We start from the raw sequence: 18,981 nt of genomic DNA, 5'->3' as shown, positions 1-18,981 counted from the left end.
GCTAAGGGCCAGCAAGCGATCTTAACGGGCTCAGTTGAGTTTTACCCGCACCTGATAAATTGCCGAGCCCAAGGTCGAGGCAAGCACTAGCACGAGACCAAGCCCGATCATGGGGTTCCTTGCGATCACTGCCGCAAGCGATACCCCCAGTGCCGCGGCCAACATCTGCCAGAAACCCAAAAGGGCCGAGGCAGCACCGGCGCGATCGCCGAATGGCGAAAGAGCTTGCGCGCTGCAGAGCGGATTGACCATGCCCATGCCTAGCAGGAATACGCATGCGCCGACAAGAAATGGCAAAAAGCGCCCGTCGAAAAGCGCGAATACCAACACCATGCCGCCACCGACACAGGCCAGCGCGAGGCCGATGCAAATCGATCGGTCGAGACCAAGGTGCGGAACGATTTTTGTAGCGATAATGCCAGCGCTAAAGACGATCATGACAGTGCCTGCGAAGAACAGGCCGAGTTGCATGGGTGTGAAGTCGAGGCCTTCTATCAAGGCACGCGGCAACGCCGAAAACATTGCAAACAGCGCACCTAAGATGAGGCTAACAGTTGCGGCAGGAACCACGAAACGGCGGTCAGTCGATAGCGACCAGTAGTTCTTGGCGATCGTCGAGGAATCGAACGCGGCGCGTGGCGCGTGGTGCGTTTCTCCGAAAGCCGCAAGAAATGCCGAAGCGGCGACGACGGCGAAGATTCCGACGAATACAAATGCTGAACGCCAGCCAAAAAAATGATCCAGCGCGCCACCGACCAGAGGCGAGAATCCGGGCGCCGCTGCCATCGCAACCATAACAAAGGTGAGCACGCGCGCTAGCTTTTCGCCCTGAAAAAGATCTCTTGCGATAGCTCGCGAAAGGACAGACGTGGCACACGCGCCACCGGCCTGCACAACGCGACCGATCAATAGTGCCGCCAAATCATTGGCTAAAGCGCACCATATGCTACCTGCGAAAAATACAGCAAACCCGATCATCACGGGTACGCGCCGGCCGAAACGATCCGACAACGGACCGACAACAAGTTGTCCGACCGCGAACATGGCGAGGAATATGGTGATAGCTGACGTTACCTGAGCGCTGGAGACGCCTACAGCGACGGCGATACTCGGTAGCGAAGGCAACAGAATGTTGGTGGCCAACGTGCCACTCGCAGACAACGCAGCAAGAACGGCGACCTGAAGACCGAGCGGCACGACTCGAGCGAGCGGACGGTTTTCGACGTTGCTGGTCATAAGCCGCTTCGGATCAATGAATGATAACCATCATATCAACGGCCCATTGAATGCGCAACCTGAGCATATTCCGGTATGTCACGAACCGCCGAACGCGCTCACGGTGGTAGCCTTTCCGCCTTGCGCTGGTAAGCTGAAGTGTCGGATTACAAGCCTGGGTCAGAGGGGATGGGGGGGATGGGGGCGGCGGTGACCGCTCCCCAGGCCGGCTACCCCCCGTAACTCTGCACCAGGCTCCCTGCCACCAGCGACCAGCCGTCGACCAGCACGAAGAAGATCAGCTTGAACGGCAGCGAGATTGTCGCGGGCGGCAGCATCATCATGCCCATCGACATCAGCACGGACGCGACGACGAGGTCGATGATCAGGAAGGGGAGGAACAGCAGAAACCCGATCTCGAAGGCACGCTTCAGTTCCGAGATCATGAAGGCGGGGACGAGGATGCGTAAGCCGAGCTCGTCGGGAGTGGCGGGAGGCGGCTCGCCGGACAGATCCAGGAACAGCTTGAGGTCCTTCTCGCGCACGTTCTTCTGCATGAAGCCGCGCAGGGGGACGGAGGCGCGCTGAAGCGCGTCCTCGACGCCGAGCTGATTGGCGACCAGCGGACGGATGCCTTCGTCGTAGGATTTTTGCAGGACGGGCCCCATCACGAAGAAGGTGAGGAACATCGCCAGCGCGATGATCACCGAGTTCGGCGGGGCGGTCGCGGTGCCCATCGCGGTGCGCAGCAGCGACAGCACGACCACGATGCGCGTGAACGACGTCATCATGATCAGGATCGACGGTGCGATCGACAGCACCGTCAGTAGCGCGATCAGCTGGATCGCGCGCTCGGTGACGCCGCCACCGCCAGCGCCGCCGCCGCCGAGATTGATGCTGATGTCCTGCGCATGCGCCGGCATCGCGAGCGAAGCCGCGCCGATCAGGACAGAAAGAAAAAAAACTCTACGCGGGAGGGCCGGCAGCCTCACGAAGACGGCTTCGGACGGCCGAGCAACGAGGCCATCTCGTCTTCGAGATTTTCAAAGCTGGTCTTTTCCGGAGCCGGCTTTGCGGAAGGGGCCGGTGGTGCCGACGGCTCGCTGCGGGCCACACGCGGAGGAGCGGCCGGGGGCTCCGGGGCGACCGGAGGGGCAAGCGTCTCGCCGGCGGGGCGGCGCAGCGCAGCTTCGAGCCGCTGGGCCATCTCGGCGAGATTCTGCTCGGCGCTCGATGGCGCCGCCGGAGCGGGCGCCGGCGGCGGAACGGGTGGAGCCTGCGGCATGGGCGGAGGTGGCGCGGCTTGGCGCTCGGCGCGCACTGGAGGCGCCTTCATCGGCTCGCTCTGGCGCGGCGGACGCGGCATCAGAGGGGGTTCGTTGCGCGCAACGCGCGGCGGAATAGGTTCTGGACGCAGCTCGCGCTCGGGGCGCGGCGCGATCGGCTCGGACGCGAAGCCTGCGAGTGGGGGCTCGTTGCGGCGTTCCGCCAGCGCGGGAGCCGGCCGGCGCACTTCGTCGGCAAAGGAAGGGCGCGTGGGCCGCGGTGGCGGCTCGGGCATTTGCGGTTCGGGATGATCGAGCAGCTCGGGCCGCGGTGCTTCGTCGGCCCAGCTGCTGGTATCATGCATCGGCGCGAGACGCGGCGGCTCGGCCGCATTGGGGCGCTGCGGGAGCTGGTCGCGGCCGGGCGCTGCGCGCACGATGTTGGGTTCGACGACGATGTCGGTGGGGCCGCCGATCATCAGAAGATGCTCGACATTGTCACGCCGGACCAGCACCAGACGGCGGCGGCCGTCGACCGCGGCGGCATCGATCACGGCGAGCCGGGGCATCCGGCCGCGCTGGGTGTTGGCGCCGAGCCGGCTGGTGGCGAATCGGCGAACCAGCCATGCAGCGACGCCGATCAACGCCAGAACGACGATGAACGCGACGATGAAGGTGATAGGGCTGCCTTGCATACTTGTCCCCGACAAATGGCGCTTTTCTCGGGCCAGTGGTCAGATGCGCCAACCACCGGCTTACGTTACCCCAAACTGCGATTTCTTAACGTCCCACGGCAAGTTTTGCCGTCCCCAACTCTTAATAACCCATGAATCGCTCGATCCAAAACGACTTCTTGGCCTGTGCATGCGCCGCCAAGCGGTTGGGTTAATGCCGCTTTTGGAGGCGTAGAATCACGGGGTACACGCATCGGTGTCCCGGCGGGGAACAACTGCCTGCGATCTCCTTAACCAGCTGTTAACCATACAGGCGGCAAATTCTGCCTAGCTTCGGACCATGGGTCCTGCGAGGCGGAAGGAGCCGCAACGATGTCCATCAACGATCTTCCGGTGCTCTCGGCGCTTCGCACCAAGATGCAGTGGCACCAGGAGCGCCAGCGCGTCCTGTCCGAGAACGTCTCCAATTCCGACACGCCCAAATTCCGGCCGCGCGACCTGGTCGAGCCGAAGCTGGACAAAGCCGGCGCCGTCACGGGTTCGATGGGGCCCTTGAAGCTCACCCGCACCAGCGGTTCCCACATGGCGCCGTCAGGCGCGGCCTCCGGATTCGACCAGAACAGGAATGCGGGTTTTGAGACCCGCCCCGCGGGCAACGCCGTCAATCTCGAAGAGGAGATGATGAAGGCCGCCAGCAACCAGATGGATTATGCGGCGGCGACCTCGCTGTATTCGAAGAGCCTGCACCTGCTCAAGACCGCGATCGGCAAAGGCTAGAGCTAGAGGAAGCGCATCATGGCGAATGACAGCAGTGACTTTGCCCGCTCGATGGCGATCGCGACCTCCGGTCTGCGGGCGCAGGCCGGGCGCATGCGGGTGATCTCGGAGAACATCGCAAATGCGGATTCGACGGCGCCGACCGCCGGCGGCGATCCTTACCGGCGCAAGGTGCCGACCTTCTCCTCTGCGCTCGACCGTACACTCGACGCGCAGGTCGTCACCCTCGGCAGGATCAAGCCCGACCAGTCCAATTTCCGTACCAAATACGAGCCGAACAATCCGGCGGCGGATGCGACCGGCAACGTCAAATATCCCAACGTGAACTCGGTGGTCGAGATGACCGACATGCGCGACGCGCAGCGGTCGTACGAGGCCAATCTCAACATCATCAGCGCGACGCGCCGGATGATCCAGCGCACCCTCGACATCCTCAAGAGCTGAACAGGACATTTGAACCATGGCAACACCGACAATTGCCGCCAACGCCTATGCAAACCTCGCTCGCGTGCTGGAGAACAGCGGTGCCGGCAAGGGCAGCGAGCCGAGCGGGCAGTCCTTCGCCTCTCTTCTGAAAGACACTGTCGGCAGCGTCCTGGAGTCCGGCCGCAAATCCGATGCGCAGACGGTGGCGATGGCCGCGGGCAAGGCCAACGTGATGGACGTGGTGACGGCGGTCGCAGACACCGACGTCGCCGTGTCCACACTGGTCTCGGTCCGCGACCGCGTGATCGCGGCCTATGAAGACATCATGAAGATGCCGATCTGATTTTTGGCGCTCGCGCCCGCCCCAACCGTCATTGCGAGCGCAGCGAAGCAATCCAGAATCCTTCCGCGGTGGCAGTCTGCATTGCTTCGCTACGCTCGCAATGACGGGGATAGACCTTCGCATCGCTCGCAAGAGCGATGGGAGGCGAGGAATAAGACAAAGGAACTGCGAAATGACCGGACCGGAAACCCTCGACGTCGCGCGTGATGCGATCTGGACCATCGTGATCGTGTCGTCGCCACTGATGGTGGTCGGCCTCGTGGTCGGCGTCGTCGTGTCGCTGTTCCAGGCGCTGACGCAGATCCAGGAGCAGACGCTGATCTACGTGCCGAAGATCCTGGCCATCTTTGCCACAATGCTGTTGGCCTTGCCGTTCATGGCCGACGCACTGCATTCCCACATGCTGCGGATATCGTCGCGAATCATCGGCGGCTGAGGCACAATGCGCCCGTCATGCGCATCGACGTCTCGCTGCTGCCGGCGCTTGCCGCCTCCTTCATGCTCGCCTTTGCCCGGGTCGGCGCGATGGTGATGCTGTTGCCCGGCCTGGGCGAGACCAATATCCCGACGCGGATCAAACTGTCGATCGCGCTGCTGCTCACGCTGATCATCCTGCCGCTGCATCGCAACGCCTATCAGGTCGATATGGGCTCGATCGCGCCGCTGCTGGTCCTGATGCTGCATGAGATCGTGATCGGCATCGTGCTGGGGGCGACCGCGCGGGTGACGTTATCGGCGCTGCAGGTTGCCGGTGCCGTGATCGCGCAGCAGATGGGGCTCGGCTTCGTCACTTCGGTCGATCCGACACAGGGACAGCAGGGCGTGCTCGTCGGCAACTTCCTGACGATCCTGGGGGTGACACTGCTGTTCGCCACCGACAGCCATCATCTGGTGATCGCGGCGCTGAACGACAGCTACACGATCTTCGCGCCGGGCGAGACTGTGTCGAGCGGCGATGTCGCCGCGCTGGCGACGCGCGCCTTTGCCGCCGCGTTCCGCCTGGGCTTGCAACTTTCCGGACCATTCCTGGTGTTCGGCCTCGTCTTCAACATCGGGCTCGGCGTGCTGGCGCGGCTGATGCCGCAGATGCAAGTCTATTTCGTCGGCGTGCCGCTCTCGATCTTCGCCGGCTTCCTGGTGCTCGCCGTCGTGCTCACGGCGATGATGGGCACCTATCTCGACTATTTCATCGGTGTCATGCACCAGATGATGCCACTCAAGTGACCGGGTGATCGATGGCGGAAGACAACGATCCAGAGAGTCAAACAGAAGACCCGACGCAAAAACGTCTCGAAGAGGCGCTCGAACGCGGTGACGTCGCCAAGAGTCAGGAGATCAACACCTGGTTCATGATCGCGGGCGCCACGCTCGTGGTTTCGAGCTTCTCGGGATCGGTCGGCAGCGGGCTGTTGGCGCCGATGCGCAACCTGCTCGCCAATTCCTGGATGATCAAGACCGACGGCAGGGCGCTGCTCGCCCTGATGCAGCAGATCGAAGTCGCTGTGCTCGCGGCAATGGGCGTGCCGCTGCTGATGCTGGTGCTGGCGGCAATTGCCGGCAACATGCTGCAGCACCGCCTGGTCTGGTCGGCCGAATCCCTCAAGCCCAAATTCAGCAAGCTGTCGCCTGCCGAAGGCCTCAAGCGCATATTCGGCAAGCAAGCGGCGGCGAACTTCCTCAAGGGTCTCGGCAAGCTGATCGTGCTCGGCGCGGTCATGACCACGATCCTGTGGCCGGAACGGCATCGCATGGAGGCGATGGTCAGGCTCGATCCGGCCGCCCTGCTCGGCGCCTCCACCAGCCTGACCATTCATCTGCTCGGCGCGGTGGTCGCGGCGCTCGCGATCATCGCCATCGGCGACTATTTCTTCCAGTATCGCAGCTGGTTCCAGCGGCAAAAGATGTCGCTCCAGGAGATCAAGGAAGAGTTCAAGCAGTCCGAAGGCGACCCGCACATCAAAGGCAAGCTCAGGCAGCTGCGCCAGCAGCGCTCGAAGAAGCGCATGATGGCGGCGGTTCCCAAGGCTTCCGTGATCATCACCAACCCGACCCACTATTCGATCGCGCTGTCCTACGAGCGCGGTATGTCGGCCCCGATCTGCGTCGCCAAGGGCGTCGACAACCTCGCTTTCAAGATCCGGGAGATCGCGCGCGAGCACGATATCCCGATCGTCGAGAACGTGCCGCTCGCCCGCGCGCTCTATGCCACCGTCGAGATCGACGAGGAAATCCCGACCGAGCACTACCATGCGGTCGCCGAAGTCATCGGCTACGTCATGCGTCTGAAGAGCGGATTTGGTGCCAGCCGGCAATAAAACCCCTGAAAAGTACTGGAAATGGCCGTAATCTGGGAATCAGCGTACCTTTCGCCCCTGCTGCCCTTGCGCCTGCGGGTCCGATTCAGGCAGGGAGGACCCTGCGCGCCCTGTAGCGCGTTGATTCTCTGCCGACAGGCTGTGCCAGCTTGAGATGACTGCCGAGACCGACCACGACCTCACACGCGAGCCCGTTGCGGCGCACGAGCCGTCGCCGCGCTCGGGCAGCATTGCGCTGGTGCTGCTGGTGGCCGCCGGCCTCGTCGCCGTTGCCGTCGGCTTGATGACGCTCGGGCGCGCGCAGGCCCAGCCCTATATCCTCGGCATCCTCGCCGTGCTGGCGATGGTCGGCCTCTTCAACCTGTTCGCCTTCGCCGCCGGCATCATCCGCTTCGTCGACCGCAATCTCGACGATCCCGTGATGGGGCGCATCGCCGACCACGCCTTCGACGGCCTCGCCGTCACCGACCCGCGCGGCCATGTGGTCTATTCCAATGCGGCCTATCTGACGCTGACCGGCGCCGCCGGCCCGCAGGACGTGCGCCCCGTGGAGCGCGTCTTCATCGGCAACCCCGACGTCTCCGAGGCGGTGTTCCGCCTGTTGAAAGCCGCGCGCGAAGGCAAGCGGCAGCAGGAAGAGGTGCGCATCTCCGGCAATGACGGCAGCCAGGGCCGCTGGCTGCGCATGCGGGTGCGGCCCCTCGGCACCGGCAAGCGCGAGACGAGATACGCGGTGTGGTCGATCGCCGACATCACCCGCGACCGCGAGCGCCAGGAGGACGTGTTCCAGGAACTCCAGCACGCGATCGAATATCTCGATCACGCGCCTTGCGGTTTCTTCTCGGTCAATCCGGCCGGCGAGCTCGCTTATGTCAATGCGACGCTGGCGAACTGGCTCGACTACGACCTTGCCGAGATCGGCTCGGGCGGGCTGAAGCTCACCGACATCGTCTCCGGCGACGGCGCTTCGCTGTTGACGGCGATTGTGGCAGTGCCGGGCGAGGTGAAGACGGAAGTCTTCGACATCGACCTGCGCATGCGTACCGGCAAGACCATGCCGGTGCGGCTCTATCACAAGCTCGCCTTTGGCGCCGACGGCGCGCCGGGCCCGTCGCGCACGCTGGTGATCAGCCGTGCCCGCGACGAGCGCAGCGATCCCGACCGCGCCGCCGAAGTGCGCTTCATGCGCTTCTTCGACCATACCCCGATGGCGATCGCGACGGTCGACCGCGGCGGCAATGTCGTGCGCGCCAATGCGCGCTACGCCAAGCTGGGGCAGGCACTGGGGCTCGACAGCGCCAGCAAGTCGATCTTCCGCGCGGTCAATTCGCGCGACCGGCATCTTTTGATCGCGGCCATCAACCAGGCCGCGGAGGGCCAGGCCGACGTCGCGCCGGTCGAAGTGGCGCTCGAAGGAACCAGAGAGCGGTGGGGCCAGTTCTTCGTCACGCCGGTGGATGCGGCCGAGAACGACGCCGAAGTCGCCATCGTGCACATGCTCGAGACCACCGAGCGGCGCGCGCTGGAGAACCAGATCAACCAGTCGCAGAAGATGGAGACTGTCGGCCAGCTCGCCGGCGGCATCGCCCACGACTTCAACAACGTGCTCTCCGCCATCATGATGGCGAACGATTTCCTGCTGAACGCGCACAAGCCGACCGACCCGTCGTTCCAGGACATCATGCAGATCAAGCAGAACGCGACGCGGGCCGCCACGCTGGTGCGGCAGTTGCTGGCGTTCTCGCGCCGGCAGACACTGCGGCCGCAGGTGCTCGACCTCGGCGATGCGCTCTCCGATCTCGCCATGCTGCTGCGTCGCCTGATCGGCGAGAAGGTCAAGCACGAGACCATCCACGGCCGCGATCTCTGGCCGGTCAAGGTCGACGTCTCCCAGTTCGAGCAGGTCATCGTCAACCTCGCGGTCAACGCGCGCGATGCCATGCCCGACGGCGGCAAGCTGATCATCCGCACCGCCAATGTCACCACCGAGGAAGCGGCCAGGCTGGCCTACAAGGGCATGCCGGCCGCCGACTATGTGCGGATCGAGGTCGCCGATACCGGTACCGGCATTCCCGCCGACATCCGCGACAAGATATTCGAGCCGTTCTTCTCGACCAAGGAGGTCGGAAAGGGCACCGGCCTCGGGCTCTCCACCGTCTACGGCATCGTCAAGCAGACCGGCGGATTCATTTACGTGGACTCCGAGCCGGGGCAGGGCACCTCCTTCCACATCTTCCTGCCGCGCCATCATGCCGAGCCGGAGGTGCAGGTCGAGCAGCCGGCGCCGGTCGTTGGCACCAGCAATGGTGCCGCGAAGGAGGCGGCGTCCGCAGCCGACGCCAAGCCCCGCACCGATCTCACCGGACAGGGCACCATCCTCCTGGTCGAGGACGAGGAGGGTCTGCGCGCGCTCAACGCACGCGGGCTGCGCTCGCGCGGCTACACCGTGGTCGAGGCCGAGAACGGCGTCGAGGCGCTCGAGGTGCTGGAAGAGCAGAGCGGCGGAATCGATCTCGTCGTGTCCGACGTCGTGATGCCGGAGATGGACGGCCCGACGCTGCTCAAGGCGATGCGCGAGAAAAACCCCGACATCAAGTTCATCTTCGTTTCCGGCTACGCCGAAGACGCATTCGAGAAGAGCCTGCCCGAAGGCCAGCAGTTCGACTTCCTGCCCAAGCCGTTCACGCTCAGCCAGCTCGTGGCGGCCGTGAAGGAGACGATGGCGAAGGCGGGGTAAGGGCCTCAACGCGATGACGACGGAAAAGCGGAATTTGCTGTCGCAAAAGCGCCGGTAACCCGCGACCGCGGCTCCTTCGCACGCGCGGCCAAGCTGCCGCCAAAGATGGGCTTTTGCCACATCCCCGCGACTGAGGGCCGCAGCCATAAGTTCCGATAGTGGCTTCCTTTTTACGGAAGGCTGCCCATCTTAGGGGCACGTCCCCATGCCGGGGATCTGGGAAACCAACATGAATTTCTCGCAACGCTCCCGCAGCATCTTCAAGACGATTGCCGTCGTGCTGGCGCTTGCGCTGCCGACTGCGCTGGCGATCTCGTCCGCCGACGCGCGCGTCGGTGGCGGCATGTCGTCGGGTTCGCGCGGTTCGCGCACCTATTCGGCCCCGCCGTCGACCACGACCGCGCCGGGCTCGACCTCGCAGTTCAATCGGACCTACACCCAGCCGGGCGCAGGCATGAATTCGGCTGCCGCCGCACCTGCGCGCGGCGGCCTGTTCGGCCGCGGCGGCGGTTTCCTGGGCGGCCTTGCGGCCGGGTTCCTCGGCGCGGGCCTGCTCGGCATGCTGTTCGGCGGTGGCCTGTTCGGCGGGCTCGGCGGCCTGTCGTCGATCATCGGCCTGATCATCCAGATCGTGCTCGTGGTGCTCGTGGTTCGGCTGGCGATGTCCTGGTGGCAGCGCCGCCACACCCCGCAGGCGGCCTATGCCAACGCTGACGCCGGTGCCGGTCCGGGACCGCAGGCGAACAATCGTAGTGGCCTTGGTGGCGGTCTTGGCGGCGGCTTCGGCTTCGGTGCCAACAACGCGCCGCTCGAGATCAAGCCGGACGACTATGAAGCGTTCGAGCGCCTGCTCGGCGATGTCCAGACCGCGTGGTCGAATGAGGACGTGGCCAAGCTGCACACGCTGGCGACGCCGGAAATGGTCTCCTATTTCGAGCAGGACCTTGGCCAGAACCGCGCGCGCAATGTCGTCAACAAGGTCAGCGGCGTGAAGCTGCTGCAGGGCGACCTCGCGGAAGCCTGGCGCGAAGGCGAGACCGATTACGCAACGGTGGCGCTGCGCTTCGCGCTCACCGACAAGACGCTCGATCGCAATACCGGCGCAATTGTCGCCGGCAGCGAGCAGCCGGGCGAGGCCACCGAAGTCTGGACCTTTGCCCGACGTCCGGGCGGCGCCTGGGAATTGTCGGCGATCCAGCAGACCAACTGATCGCGCGTATAGCGACAAACGAGGGCGTCGTGCTTCGGCACGGCGCCCTTTTTGTTTGAGCGGCGCGTTTCCGGTCAGGCGGCCATTTGGGCGAAGCACTTAATTGCTTGTTGGCCGCGCAGCGCTGCCGCAATTTCGCGCCTGCCGGTTGGATGTGGAGATATTCCGTGAGCCAGTGTGTCGCGCGCCTCAGGACAAACTACGAAGGCATTGCCAGGAGTTCGTCGTTGCTGCTGGAGGCGATCGGAACCGCGTATGACCGGATCGAGGCCGAGCGCGACCGCAATTGCTGGATCTATCTTCGTCCGCGGCAGGAGGCACTCGAAGAATGCCATAAGCTGGTGGCGCGCGCGCGGACGGGCGAGGATCTTCCGCTGCTCGGCATTCCATTTGGTGTGAAGGACAATATCGACGTCGCGGGAATGCCGACCACTGCCGCATGTCCGGCGTTCAGCTACACGCCCTGGCATTCTGCTCATAGCGTCGAACGCCTCACCGCAGCCGGCGCAATTTGCCTCGGAAAGACCAATCTCGATCAGTTCGCCACAGGCCTATCCGGCGTGCGCTCGCCCCATGGCCCCTGCGCGTCGGTTGCCGATGCGCGCTATGTTGCGGGCGGCTCCAGTTCCGGCTCCGCGGTCGCCGTGGCGGCCGGGCACGTCGCCTTTGCGCTCGGCACCGATACCGGCGGCTCGGGGCGCATACCTGCCGGATTCAACAACGTCGTCGGAATTAAGCCGACCGTTGGGCTGGTGTCATCACGTGGCCTGGTGCCGAATTGTCCGACGATCGATTGCGTGTCGGTATTCTGCAATACCGTCAGCGACGGCGAAGCAATCCTCGACATCATCGAAGGGTTTGATTTCGAAGATCCCTACAGCCGCCTGCCCAGAACCTTTTTCCCCGCCAACGGGGCGGCGGCATCATTCCGGTTCGGCCGCGTTGCGCCAGCAGATCTCGAATGCTTCGGCATGTCGGAATGCGGCGAACTCTACGAGAGCGCCTGCGAACGTCTTGCTCATATCGGAGGAACGGCGATCGAGGTGGACTTCGCCCCATTCCGCCAGGCCGGGGAGTTGATGTTCAGCGGTCCCTGGGTCGCGGAGCGGCACTCCGCCATCGCTTCGCTCATCGACGTCGAATCCGGCTCCTTGCTTGATGTCACGAGGACCGTGCTGGGCTCAGCCGCCGGCTATTCGGCGATCGACACGTTTGGCGCCATTCACCGGCTGCACCGGCTTCGCCGCGACGCCGAAGCAATCTTTGCCGGCATCGACACCCTGGTGGTTCCGACTGCACCGCGGCCGTTCACACTTGAGGAGATGCATCGCGATCCGATCACCCTCAACAATCGTCTGGGCTACTACTCGTACTTTGCCAATCTACTCGATCTCTGCGGCGTCGCCGTTCCGAATGCGAAATTGCCAAACGGCATGCCCATGGGCGTGACCCTGCTGGCGCCGGCCTGGCACGATCGCGCGCTGATCGGACTGGCACGGCGATTCGAGGCTGGCGCAGACGGATCGGCATTCGAATTGAAGTCTGGCGGCTAAAGGGCGGACATTATCCCATTGCCTGCCCGAGCGTAGAAACATCCAGGATCGAAATCACGGATCTTTCGTATCTGATCACGCCTTCGTCCTGGAGCCGCGCGAGTTGCACGGTCACCCATTGGCGGGTGGATCCGATGAGGTTGGCGAGATCACCGTGGGTGAACGGCATGCCGACGACGACCTCGTTGTCGCGCTTCACGCCGTAGACATGCGACAGGAAGATCAGCAGGCTGTGCAACCGCTCGGTCACCGAGCGCGTCCCCAGCATCTGGGCCATCGCCGAATAGCATCGCGCCTTGAATGCCAGGGCATCCAGCAAGGCGACGGCAATCGTCGGCCATTCCAGCGCAAGCCGCCGCAGCGCCGGTCCGGGCATGAACGTCAACCGGCTGCGCTCGGCCGCAACCGATGTCCACATGTGCGGGCCCGTCCCGAATATGTCGGGCCCTCCGACGAAGTTGCCGGGAAACCAATAGGCGAGCGTGACTTCCCGCCCCGACGGTGCCGCATAGTAGCTGCGTATGCGCCCCTCGCTGATCAGGTAGATTCCGGCCTGTGCGTCGCCCTGAGACCAAACCAGTTGGCCGGCTTCCAGGACCTTTTCGCGCCCGATCGCACGCAAACGATTGCAATCAGCCCGGTTGAGACCGTCCAGCAAGCCGGGCAGCGGTCTGACGAGATCGTCCGACTCCGCCAGCATCACACCTGCCGCTATCGCGCTGTTCGCCCTGTGCATGGCCGGCTCCGCATGTGAGACCCGGCATCCATTATTCAAGAACCATGCCAGCCCGCTGCGGTCCGTTGCACGATCCGCGGGCTCCGGGTCAGTCCGCGTCCGACTGATTGAACGCCCGCAACCCTTCTGCGCGGATGACGTCGAGACAGTCCTTCTTGAGCGAAAGATAAACTTGCTCGACCATGACAGAGCTCGAGCGTGGGCGCGGCAGCTTGACCGCGACTTCGCGCAGGATGCGGCCGGGTCCCGCGCTCATGATGAGAACGCGGTCGGCCAGCACGATGGCTTCATCGATGTCATGCGTCACGAATACGATTGTCGCCTTGATCCGCTCGCGCAGCGCCAGCAGATTGTCCTGCATCACCGTGCGGGTCTGTGCGTCGAGCGCCCCGAAGGGCTCGTCCATCAGCAGCACACGGGGCTGATTGGCCAGCGCACGCGCGATCGCCACGCGCTGTTGCATGCCGCCGGACAGCGTGTTCGGGTAAGCGTCGGCGAAACGCTTGAGGCCGACCATCGCGATCAGATCGTCGGCGATGGCATACGCTTCCGTCCTGGACTTCCCGAGCATCCTGGGACCGTGGGCGATGTTGCTGCGGACGGACTTCCAGGGAAAGAGATGCGGCTGCTGGAACACCATGCCGACATCGGGACGCGGACTGTAGACGGGCGCGCCCTCGACCAGGATCTCGCCTTCGAACGGCACTTCCAGCCCGGCGATCGTATTGAGCACCGTCGACTTGCCGCAGCCGGAGGGACCGGCGATGCAAACGAACTCGCCAGGCGCCACGTCAAACGAAACGCGATCGACCGCGATGATTTGCCCGCGCTTGGTGTCGAAGACGATGCTCAGGTTCGAGACTTGAATGGCCGGTTGTTTCCGCGCCGATTCGACGGAGGCAGGCGAACTTGCCAGCACCAGTTTCATACCCGATCGAGATCCCGACATCAGCGCCACCAGACGATACGTTCGGCAAGAGCCGCAAACAGCCGGTCGGCTATGAACGACATCAACCCGAGCGCTGCGAGCCCGCCCATGACCTGGCCCGTTTGCAAATTCTGCTGCGCAATCTCGATCCTGTAGACAATGCCGGCGAAAGCGCCGGCCAGTTCAGCCGCGACAAGCGTGTAGAAGGAGATGCTGACGGCGGTGCGCAACCCGACCACAATGTAGGGAAGCGCGCCCAGCAGTACGATCTCCTGCAGCATCTGCCGTCGGGGCGTGCCGAGCATCAACGCGGCCCGAATTAGACCACGGTCGACCTTCTGCACGCCGATGTGAGTCGAAAGCCATACCGTGAAGAATACGCCCCATACGACGAGGAACAATTTTCCCGCCTCCGACAGACCGAACCAGAGGATGACGATCGGCACGAACGCAATCGGCGGAATAGGCCGCAAGATATGGAATAGCGGGGACAGCAAGCTCGAGATAACGGGGAATTGGCCGGTGAGAACACCGAGCAGGATGCCGAGCGCGCCGCCTATGATGAATCCCGTGGTGACGCGAAAGAGGCTGGCCAACAGATCGCTAAAGAACTGTCCGCTTCGTATCCACTCAAGCACGGCCGCAGCAACCACCGTCGGCGGTGGAAACAGCACCATGTTGACGGTCCCCGAACGGGAGATCAGTTCCCAGAGCCCAATGAACAAGGGAAGCGAAAGCGCCCCGACCAGAATATTGAGGCGGCGAAGCCGAACTGAATTCGGCCGCCGAGCGCGACCGCCAGCGCGGATGGCAATATCGCGTCCCGCTGAAGTGGCTTCCTGCATGGCCGCGCGGGTGCCTATTTCCACGACAGGGTGACGCGTGCGGGGTCGACCTTTTTCAGTGGCTCGGTGACGATGATCTTGCTGAAGTCGGGCATCGCCGCTCCCGGAGGATGGTTGCCGCTCTCGAGGCGCCATGCGGAATGGGTCTTCAGAATCTCGATCAGCCGGTCATCGAGACGCACCCGGTAAACATAGTCGGCCCAGATCGGGGCGAGTTCGTCCCGCTTCATTCCGACTGCGTCCGCCACTGTCGTAATTGCTTCATCCGGGTGTGCCTTCATCCAGATCTCGGCATCGATCAGTGCAGCGATGAATTTCTCAACCAGCACGGGGTTGGCGTCCAGATAGGACTTCATGACGACGATATTGAACGTCTCGGAGTAGGTGCCCTTTGTATCGACCTCAGTAACGGCTTCGCCCAGGGCCTTCTTCGCGTTGGCGACGTGGGGCTCCCAGGTGTCGAACGCGTCGATGCTTCCGGCTGCAAGTGCCGGCAGCATCTCCTGCGGCCGCAGATTGACGAGGGTGACATCCTTGGGCGTCAATCCCACCGACTTCAGCAAGGTCGCCGTGTAAACCTCGCTGCCTGTGCCGGCAGTGAAGGCTATTCGCTTGCCGCGAAGATCTTCCTTGGTCTTGATGCCGGCCTTGGCCGCGACCAGCGTCTTGAGATCGGAATATTCCATGCCGGCGACGAACGCGATGGGCTGGTTTGCCATCGCCGAAGCGGTGACCGGCGCCTCGGCCGTCGTCGCAACGTCGGCGCCACCCCCGATCACCGTGTCCAGGCACTGCTTGCCGGACGTGAAGTTCGAGACCGTGATGTCCAGTCCGTTCTTTTCGAAGATTCCCTTCGATTTGGCGACGATCGCAATGCCGGAGATCGGTCCGAGGTTTTGCGCAAGTCGGGCTTTGAGCAGTTCCGCGGCCAAGGCGCAGTTCGGACCGATGGAAAGACCGACGGCAAGGCAGCAAAGGGTGGCACGGCCGGCAATTGTCGTGATTGGGCGGATGGTGGTCCGGTGCATGACGATCTCCCCCTTGTGCCGCGCCCTGCGCAGCCCCGATGTGATCGCGGATACCGCCCTGAACGGTCCCGCCACAGTCCCCCGCGTCCTACCCTGGACGATCACTTGAGGATCGGCCCATTGGGTATGCTCGCCCGGCACCCTTGTCCCGGGAAGCAATTAATCGACATGGCAGTCGGGAAGCGGCTGGGAATCGTCGGCGATCCCGCTGACCAACTGATCGCAGACGACATGAAAAACCAGGACATCGTGCTTCTTGCATTTGGCCATTTTCTTTGGGCGTCTCGCATCGCGGCATCGGAATAAGTGGGCCTGCGTCGGGTTGAAATCTGGCGGCCAACGACAACACAAAGGGAGGACAGGATGATCCGCATTGAGAGAACCGTGACGATTTCAGGCCTCGCGCTCGCTGCGGCCTTGCTGGCGGCGCCATCGGCGCAGGCGCAATCGGCCGGCATGACGTTCTTCGTCACCTCCAACGGGCCGGGCAAGGGCGCCGATCTCGGCGGTCTGGAGGGGGCCGATGCGCAGTGCCAGAAGCTGGCCCAGGCAGGCGGCGCCGGCAGCAAAACCTGGCGCGCCTATCTCTCCACGCAGGCGGCCGACGGCAAGCCGGCCGTCAACGCGCGCGACCGCATCGGCAAGGGACCGTGGCAGAACGCCAAGGGTGCTGTGATCGCCAAGGATGTTGTCGACCTGCACGGGGCGGCCAACAACCTCACCAAGCAGACCGCGCTCAGCGAGAAGGGCGAGGTCATCAACGGCCGCGGCGACACGCCGAACCGGCACGACATTCTCACGGGTTCGCAAGCCGACGGCAGCGCATTTCCCGCGGGTGACGACAAGACCTGCAAGAACTGGACGTCGAGCACGCAAGGCGCGGCGGTCGTTGGCCACGCCGACCGTCAAGGCCTGCGCGATGACGAGCCGTCGAAATCGTGGAACAGCTCGCATCCTTCGCGCGGTCCCGATGGCGGCTGCTCGCAGGCCGATCTGAAGAGCACCGGCGGCGACGGCCTGCTGTATTGCTTCGCGTCGAATTGAGGCGCGGAACTCTCGCCACCGGCATGGAGTTCGTGGTTGCGTGCTAGACTTGCCGCAACGCAATCACGGACAGTTTCCATGAAATACGAGCTCTATTATTGGCCCGAGATCCAGGGCCGCGGTGAATATGTGCGGCTGGCGCTGGAGGAGGCGGGCGCGGCTTACGTCGACGTGGCGCGTGGCCCACGCGGCACAGCTGCGATGATGAAGATGATGGACGCGCACAAGGGCACGCCGCCCTTTGCGCCGCCGTTCCTCAAAGCCGGCAAGCTCGTCATCGGCCAGACCGCGAACATCCTGCTCTATCTCGGCGCCCGCCACGCCCTCGCCCCGAAGTCGGAGGCGGGTCAACTCTGGGTGCATCAGCTCCAGCTGACGATCACCGATTTCGTGGTCGAGATTCACGACACCCATCACCCGCTCGGGCCTTCGCTCTACTACGAAGATCAGAAACCGCCGGCAAAGAAGCGCACCGCCGACTTCTGGGGCGAGCGCGTGCCGAAATATCTCGGTTATTTCGAGCAGCTCCTTCAGGACAATGGCGGCGCCTATGTCACCGGCCGCAATCTGACCTATGTCGATCTCTCGCTGTTCCAGCTCGTCGCGGGACTACGCTATGCGTTTCCGATGCGGATGAAGGCGTTCGAGGCCGATATCCCGGGCCTCGTCGGCCTGCACGAGCGCGTCGCGACGCGGCCGAACATCAAGGCCTATCTCGAAAGCCGCCGCCGCATTGCCTTCAACGAGCAGGGCATCTTCCGCCGCTACCGCGAATTGGATGGTTAGCCGGTCCGGAGGTGCCGAGGGGGTGTTGCGCGCTCACCATACGCCAGGAAACAGGCGATAGCGCACGCGTGTCACATAGTCGGCATAGCCCGGCAGGCCCTCGCGCAGCGTGCGCTCCTCGATGCGAATGCGGATGGCAAACAATAGGAGGAACAGCGGCACCATCATAAGTCCCCACCATGAGCCCAGAAGCAGCGGCACGCCGGCGAAGAACAGGATCATGCCGCTGTACATGGGATGGCGTACATGGGCATAAGGTCCCGTCGAGATCACGCGCTGCGCGCGCTCGGCTTGCAGCTTCACCACGGGTGCCGCAAACGAGTTCTCGCGGAAGACTCAGAGGATGAACAGCGTCGAGAGCAGGAACAGGGCGAGGCCGAGCATCTGCAGCGTCATCGGCATGTCGGAGGATAGCGTACGCCGATCGAGCCCCATCGCCGCCAGCCAGACCAGCATCGTGACGACGAAGACGGTCATGAACACCTTGTCGGCAGCGGGCTGATCCTTTTGCAGGACTGGCCGCAGGCGTTCGGCGAGCAGTGCGGGGTCGACCCGGTAAAGCCACCAGCCGCCGAGCGGGCCGAGCAGGGCGGAGGTCGCGAGTAACACCCAGGCCGAAGGCCAATGCAGGGTCCCGGCGGACGCGAACAGCAGCGCGCCCATGGCGGCCGTGGTGATCGTGCTCTGCAACAGTAGTCTTGCGATCATGCGCAGGTCTCAGGGTAGCCGCGCACGATATTGGTACCGCTATCCGGCGAAGATGCGGCCGGACACGCGAAAAGCCCGATCGACCGGATCGGGCATTTCATCTTCGACGCGGCCAATCAGGCGAGCTGATCGATCCGCGTACCCTGACCCGGCGGCAGCGGCGCGGGCGGCGGCGGCTTATAGGTCGGGTCGTTGTCCTTGGTCTTGATCTGATCGTCCTGCTGCTTGGTCGTGTCGTAGCTCGGCACCACGATCGCGATCGGCGGCGGCGCAACGGTAGAAACGCTCATCCACAAATCCTCACATATGGAAACAATTGACCCTGCGCCGCGAGGAGCGAAATTTCCTTCAAGCCAATCGTTAAAATGCGAGGGATCCGGTGCGGTGGGAT

20 protein-coding genes and 1 pseudogene are annotated in these 18,981 nt (G+C 63.7%); 12 read left to right on the top strand and 9 right to left on the bottom strand.

Annotated elements, in window-relative coordinates; translation table 11 throughout:
* Positions 1–30: 30 nt before the first annotated feature.
* The 3 genes from AC0L3S_RS25450 to AC0L3S_RS25440 all read right to left on the bottom strand — a co-directional run bounded on the left by AC0L3S_RS25450 (position 31) and on the right by AC0L3S_RS25440 (position 3,175).
* Entirely contained in the window at positions 31–1,236 is a 1,206-nt protein-coding gene (locus tag AC0L3S_RS25450) for a multidrug effflux MFS transporter (protein WP_473282031.1), read from the bottom strand.
* A gap of 209 nt (positions 1,237–1,445) precedes the next feature.
* On the bottom strand, positions 1,446–2,207 hold the full coding sequence (gene fliP, locus AC0L3S_RS25445) for a flagellar type III secretion system pore protein FliP (RefSeq protein ID WP_007612290.1): 762 nt from the start codon (positions 2,205–2,207) through the stop codon (positions 1,446–1,448).
* Positions 2,204–3,175, bottom strand: a complete 972-nt coding sequence (locus tag AC0L3S_RS25440; protein WP_473259255.1) for a flagellar biosynthetic protein FliO — start codon at positions 3,173–3,175, stop codon at positions 2,204–2,206. Before AC0L3S_RS25440 ends, fliP begins: the two co-directional genes overlap by 4 nt.
* 351 nt (positions 3,176–3,526) lie before the next feature.
* On the opposite strand from AC0L3S_RS25440, the gene flgB reads away from it, so the two are divergent.
* The 9 genes from flgB (at position 3,527) to atzF (ending at position 12,515) form a co-directional block, all read left to right on the top strand.
* On the top strand, positions 3,527–3,931 hold the full coding sequence (gene flgB, locus AC0L3S_RS25435) for a flagellar basal body rod protein FlgB (RefSeq protein WP_473259253.1): 405 nt from the start codon (positions 3,527–3,529) through the stop codon (positions 3,929–3,931).
* An 18-nt stretch (positions 3,932–3,949) separates the two neighbouring features.
* Entirely contained in the window at positions 3,950–4,375 is a 426-nt protein-coding gene (gene flgC / locus AC0L3S_RS25430; RefSeq protein ID WP_106944403.1) for a flagellar basal body rod protein FlgC, read from the top strand.
* Between the two features lie 16 nt (positions 4,376–4,391).
* Complete coding sequence (gene fliE / locus AC0L3S_RS25425) at positions 4,392–4,700, top strand: flagellar hook-basal body complex protein FliE (protein ID WP_007612285.1); 309 nt, start codon at positions 4,392–4,394, stop codon at positions 4,698–4,700.
* A 172-nt stretch (positions 4,701–4,872) separates the two neighbouring features.
* Positions 4,873–5,136, top strand: a complete 264-nt coding sequence (gene fliQ, locus AC0L3S_RS25420; protein ID WP_007612284.1) for a flagellar biosynthesis protein FliQ — start codon at positions 4,873–4,875, stop codon at positions 5,134–5,136.
* A 17-nt stretch (positions 5,137–5,153) separates the two neighbouring features.
* Positions 5,154–5,924 (top strand): flagellar biosynthetic protein FliR, encoded by a 771-nt coding sequence (gene fliR, locus AC0L3S_RS25415; RefSeq protein WP_007602155.1) that lies wholly within the window; start codon positions 5,154–5,156, stop codon positions 5,922–5,924.
* Between the two features lie 11 nt (positions 5,925–5,935).
* Entirely contained in the window at positions 5,936–7,015 is a 1,080-nt protein-coding gene (gene flhB, locus AC0L3S_RS25410) for a flagellar biosynthesis protein FlhB (RefSeq protein ID WP_473282029.1), read from the top strand.
* A gap of 154 nt (positions 7,016–7,169) precedes the next feature.
* Complete coding sequence (cckA, locus tag AC0L3S_RS25405; protein WP_473282027.1) at positions 7,170–9,752, top strand: cell cycle histidine kinase CckA; 2,583 nt, start codon at positions 7,170–7,172, stop codon at positions 9,750–9,752.
* A 205-nt stretch (positions 9,753–9,957) separates the two neighbouring features.
* The gene (locus AC0L3S_RS25400; RefSeq protein ID WP_473282025.1) at positions 9,958–10,962 is read left to right on the top strand and encodes a Tim44 domain-containing protein; all 1,005 of its coding nucleotides are present in this window, start codon (positions 9,958–9,960) and stop codon (positions 10,960–10,962) included.
* Positions 10,963–11,129: 167 nt separating this feature from the next.
* Positions 11,130–12,515 (top strand): allophanate hydrolase, encoded by a 1,386-nt coding sequence (atzF, locus tag AC0L3S_RS25395; RefSeq protein ID WP_473259244.1) that lies wholly within the window; start codon positions 11,130–11,132, stop codon positions 12,513–12,515.
* A 10-nt stretch (positions 12,516–12,525) separates the two neighbouring features.
* Here the strand turns inward: atzF and AC0L3S_RS25390 are convergent, their stop codons facing one another.
* From AC0L3S_RS25390 to AC0L3S_RS25375, 4 genes are all read right to left on the bottom strand, one after another.
* Positions 12,526–13,251 carry a Crp/Fnr family transcriptional regulator gene (locus AC0L3S_RS25390; RefSeq protein ID WP_473282023.1) on the bottom strand — a complete coding sequence of 242 codons (726 nt, stop codon included), beginning with the start codon at positions 13,249–13,251 and terminating at the stop codon, positions 12,526–12,528.
* A gap of 88 nt (positions 13,252–13,339) precedes the next feature.
* Positions 13,340–14,179, bottom strand: coding sequence for an ABC transporter ATP-binding protein (locus AC0L3S_RS25385; protein WP_473282064.1), 840 nt, complete (start codon positions 14,177–14,179; stop codon positions 13,340–13,342).
* A gap of 20 nt (positions 14,180–14,199) precedes the next feature.
* Entirely contained in the window at positions 14,200–14,856 is a 657-nt protein-coding gene (locus AC0L3S_RS25380) for an ABC transporter permease (protein ID WP_240543214.1), read from the bottom strand.
* Positions 14,857–15,038: 182 nt separating this feature from the next.
* A complete protein-coding gene (locus tag AC0L3S_RS25375; RefSeq protein WP_473259239.1) occupies positions 15,039–16,052 on the bottom strand; it encodes an NrtA/SsuA/CpmA family ABC transporter substrate-binding protein in 1,014 nt (337 codons plus the stop codon).
* 120 nt (positions 16,053–16,172) lie between these two features.
* Between AC0L3S_RS25375 and AC0L3S_RS25370 the strand changes: the two genes are divergently transcribed.
* The 3 genes from AC0L3S_RS25370 to AC0L3S_RS25360 all read left to right on the top strand — a co-directional run bounded on the left by AC0L3S_RS25370 (position 16,173) and on the right by AC0L3S_RS25360 (position 17,882).
* Positions 16,173–16,358: a hypothetical protein gene (locus tag AC0L3S_RS25370; protein ID WP_473259236.1), complete on the top strand. Its 186-nt coding sequence runs from the start codon at positions 16,173–16,175 to the stop codon at positions 16,356–16,358.
* 57 nt (positions 16,359–16,415) lie between these two features.
* Complete coding sequence (locus AC0L3S_RS25365) at positions 16,416–17,096, top strand: lectin (protein ID WP_473282021.1); 681 nt, start codon at positions 16,416–16,418, stop codon at positions 17,094–17,096.
* Positions 17,097–17,174: 78 nt separating this feature from the next.
* Positions 17,175–17,882: a glutathione S-transferase gene (locus AC0L3S_RS25360; protein ID WP_473282019.1), complete on the top strand. Its 708-nt coding sequence runs from the start codon at positions 17,175–17,177 to the stop codon at positions 17,880–17,882.
* Positions 17,883–17,915: 33 nt separating this feature from the next.
* Here AC0L3S_RS25360 and AC0L3S_RS25355 read toward each other — a convergent pair.
* Positions 17,916–18,590: pseudogene (locus AC0L3S_RS25355) on the bottom strand (methyltransferase family protein).
* Positions 18,591–18,706: 116 nt separating this feature from the next.
* Positions 18,707–18,880 carry a hypothetical protein gene (locus tag AC0L3S_RS25350; RefSeq protein ID WP_473259226.1) on the bottom strand — a complete coding sequence of 58 codons (174 nt, stop codon included), beginning with the start codon at positions 18,878–18,880 and terminating at the stop codon, positions 18,707–18,709.
* Between the last annotated feature and the right edge of the window lie 101 nt (positions 18,881–18,981).

The sequence above is a fragment of the Bradyrhizobium sp. Ken01 genome, from assembly GCF_055807355.1.
Note: the sequence above shows the minus strand (reverse complement) of the source record. Positions and strands in the feature narration are given on the sequence as shown.

What these genes read in the sequence shown, in the direction of transcription:
- AC0L3S_RS25450 (WP_473282031.1), bottom strand. Translation starts at nt 1,236, where the DNA reads ATGACCAGCAACGTCGAAAACCGTCCGCTCGCTCGAGTCGTGCCGCTC.
- AC0L3S_RS25440 (WP_473259255.1), bottom strand. Translation starts at nt 3,175, where the DNA reads ATGCAAGGCAGCCCTATCACCTTCATCGTCGCGTTCATCGTCGTTCTG.
- flgB (WP_473259253.1), top strand. Translation starts at nt 3,527, where the DNA reads ATGTCCATCAACGATCTTCCGGTGCTCTCGGCGCTTCGCACCAAGATG.
- flgC (WP_106944403.1), top strand. Translation starts at nt 3,950, where the DNA reads ATGGCGAATGACAGCAGTGACTTTGCCCGCTCGATGGCGATCGCGACC.
- fliE (WP_007612285.1), top strand. Translation starts at nt 4,392, where the DNA reads ATGGCAACACCGACAATTGCCGCCAACGCCTATGCAAACCTCGCTCGC.
- fliQ (WP_007612284.1), top strand. Translation starts at nt 4,873, where the DNA reads ATGACCGGACCGGAAACCCTCGACGTCGCGCGTGATGCGATCTGGACC.
- fliR (WP_007602155.1), top strand. Translation starts at nt 5,154, where the DNA reads ATGCGCATCGACGTCTCGCTGCTGCCGGCGCTTGCCGCCTCCTTCATG.
- flhB (WP_473282029.1), top strand. Translation starts at nt 5,936, where the DNA reads ATGGCGGAAGACAACGATCCAGAGAGTCAAACAGAAGACCCGACGCAA.
- cckA (WP_473282027.1), top strand. Translation starts at nt 7,170, where the DNA reads ATGACTGCCGAGACCGACCACGACCTCACACGCGAGCCCGTTGCGGCG.
- AC0L3S_RS25400 (WP_473282025.1), top strand. Translation starts at nt 9,958, where the DNA reads ATGCCGGGGATCTGGGAAACCAACATGAATTTCTCGCAACGCTCCCGC.
- AC0L3S_RS25390 (WP_473282023.1), bottom strand. Translation starts at nt 13,251, where the DNA reads ATGCACAGGGCGAACAGCGCGATAGCGGCAGGTGTGATGCTGGCGGAG.
- AC0L3S_RS25385 (WP_473282064.1), bottom strand. Translation starts at nt 14,179, where the DNA reads ATGAAACTGGTGCTGGCAAGTTCGCCTGCCTCCGTCGAATCGGCGCGG.
- AC0L3S_RS25380 (WP_240543214.1), bottom strand. Translation starts at nt 14,856, where the DNA reads ATGGTGCTGTTTCCACCGCCGACGGTGGTTGCTGCGGCCGTGCTTGAG.
- AC0L3S_RS25375 (WP_473259239.1), bottom strand. Translation starts at nt 16,052, where the DNA reads ATGCACCGGACCACCATCCGCCCAATCACGACAATTGCCGGCCGTGCC.
- AC0L3S_RS25365 (WP_473282021.1), top strand. Translation starts at nt 16,416, where the DNA reads ATGATCCGCATTGAGAGAACCGTGACGATTTCAGGCCTCGCGCTCGCT.
- AC0L3S_RS25360 (WP_473282019.1), top strand. Translation starts at nt 17,175, where the DNA reads ATGAAATACGAGCTCTATTATTGGCCCGAGATCCAGGGCCGCGGTGAA.
- AC0L3S_RS25350 (WP_473259226.1), bottom strand. Translation starts at nt 18,880, where the DNA reads ATGAGCGTTTCTACCGTTGCGCCGCCGCCGATCGCGATCGTGGTGCCG.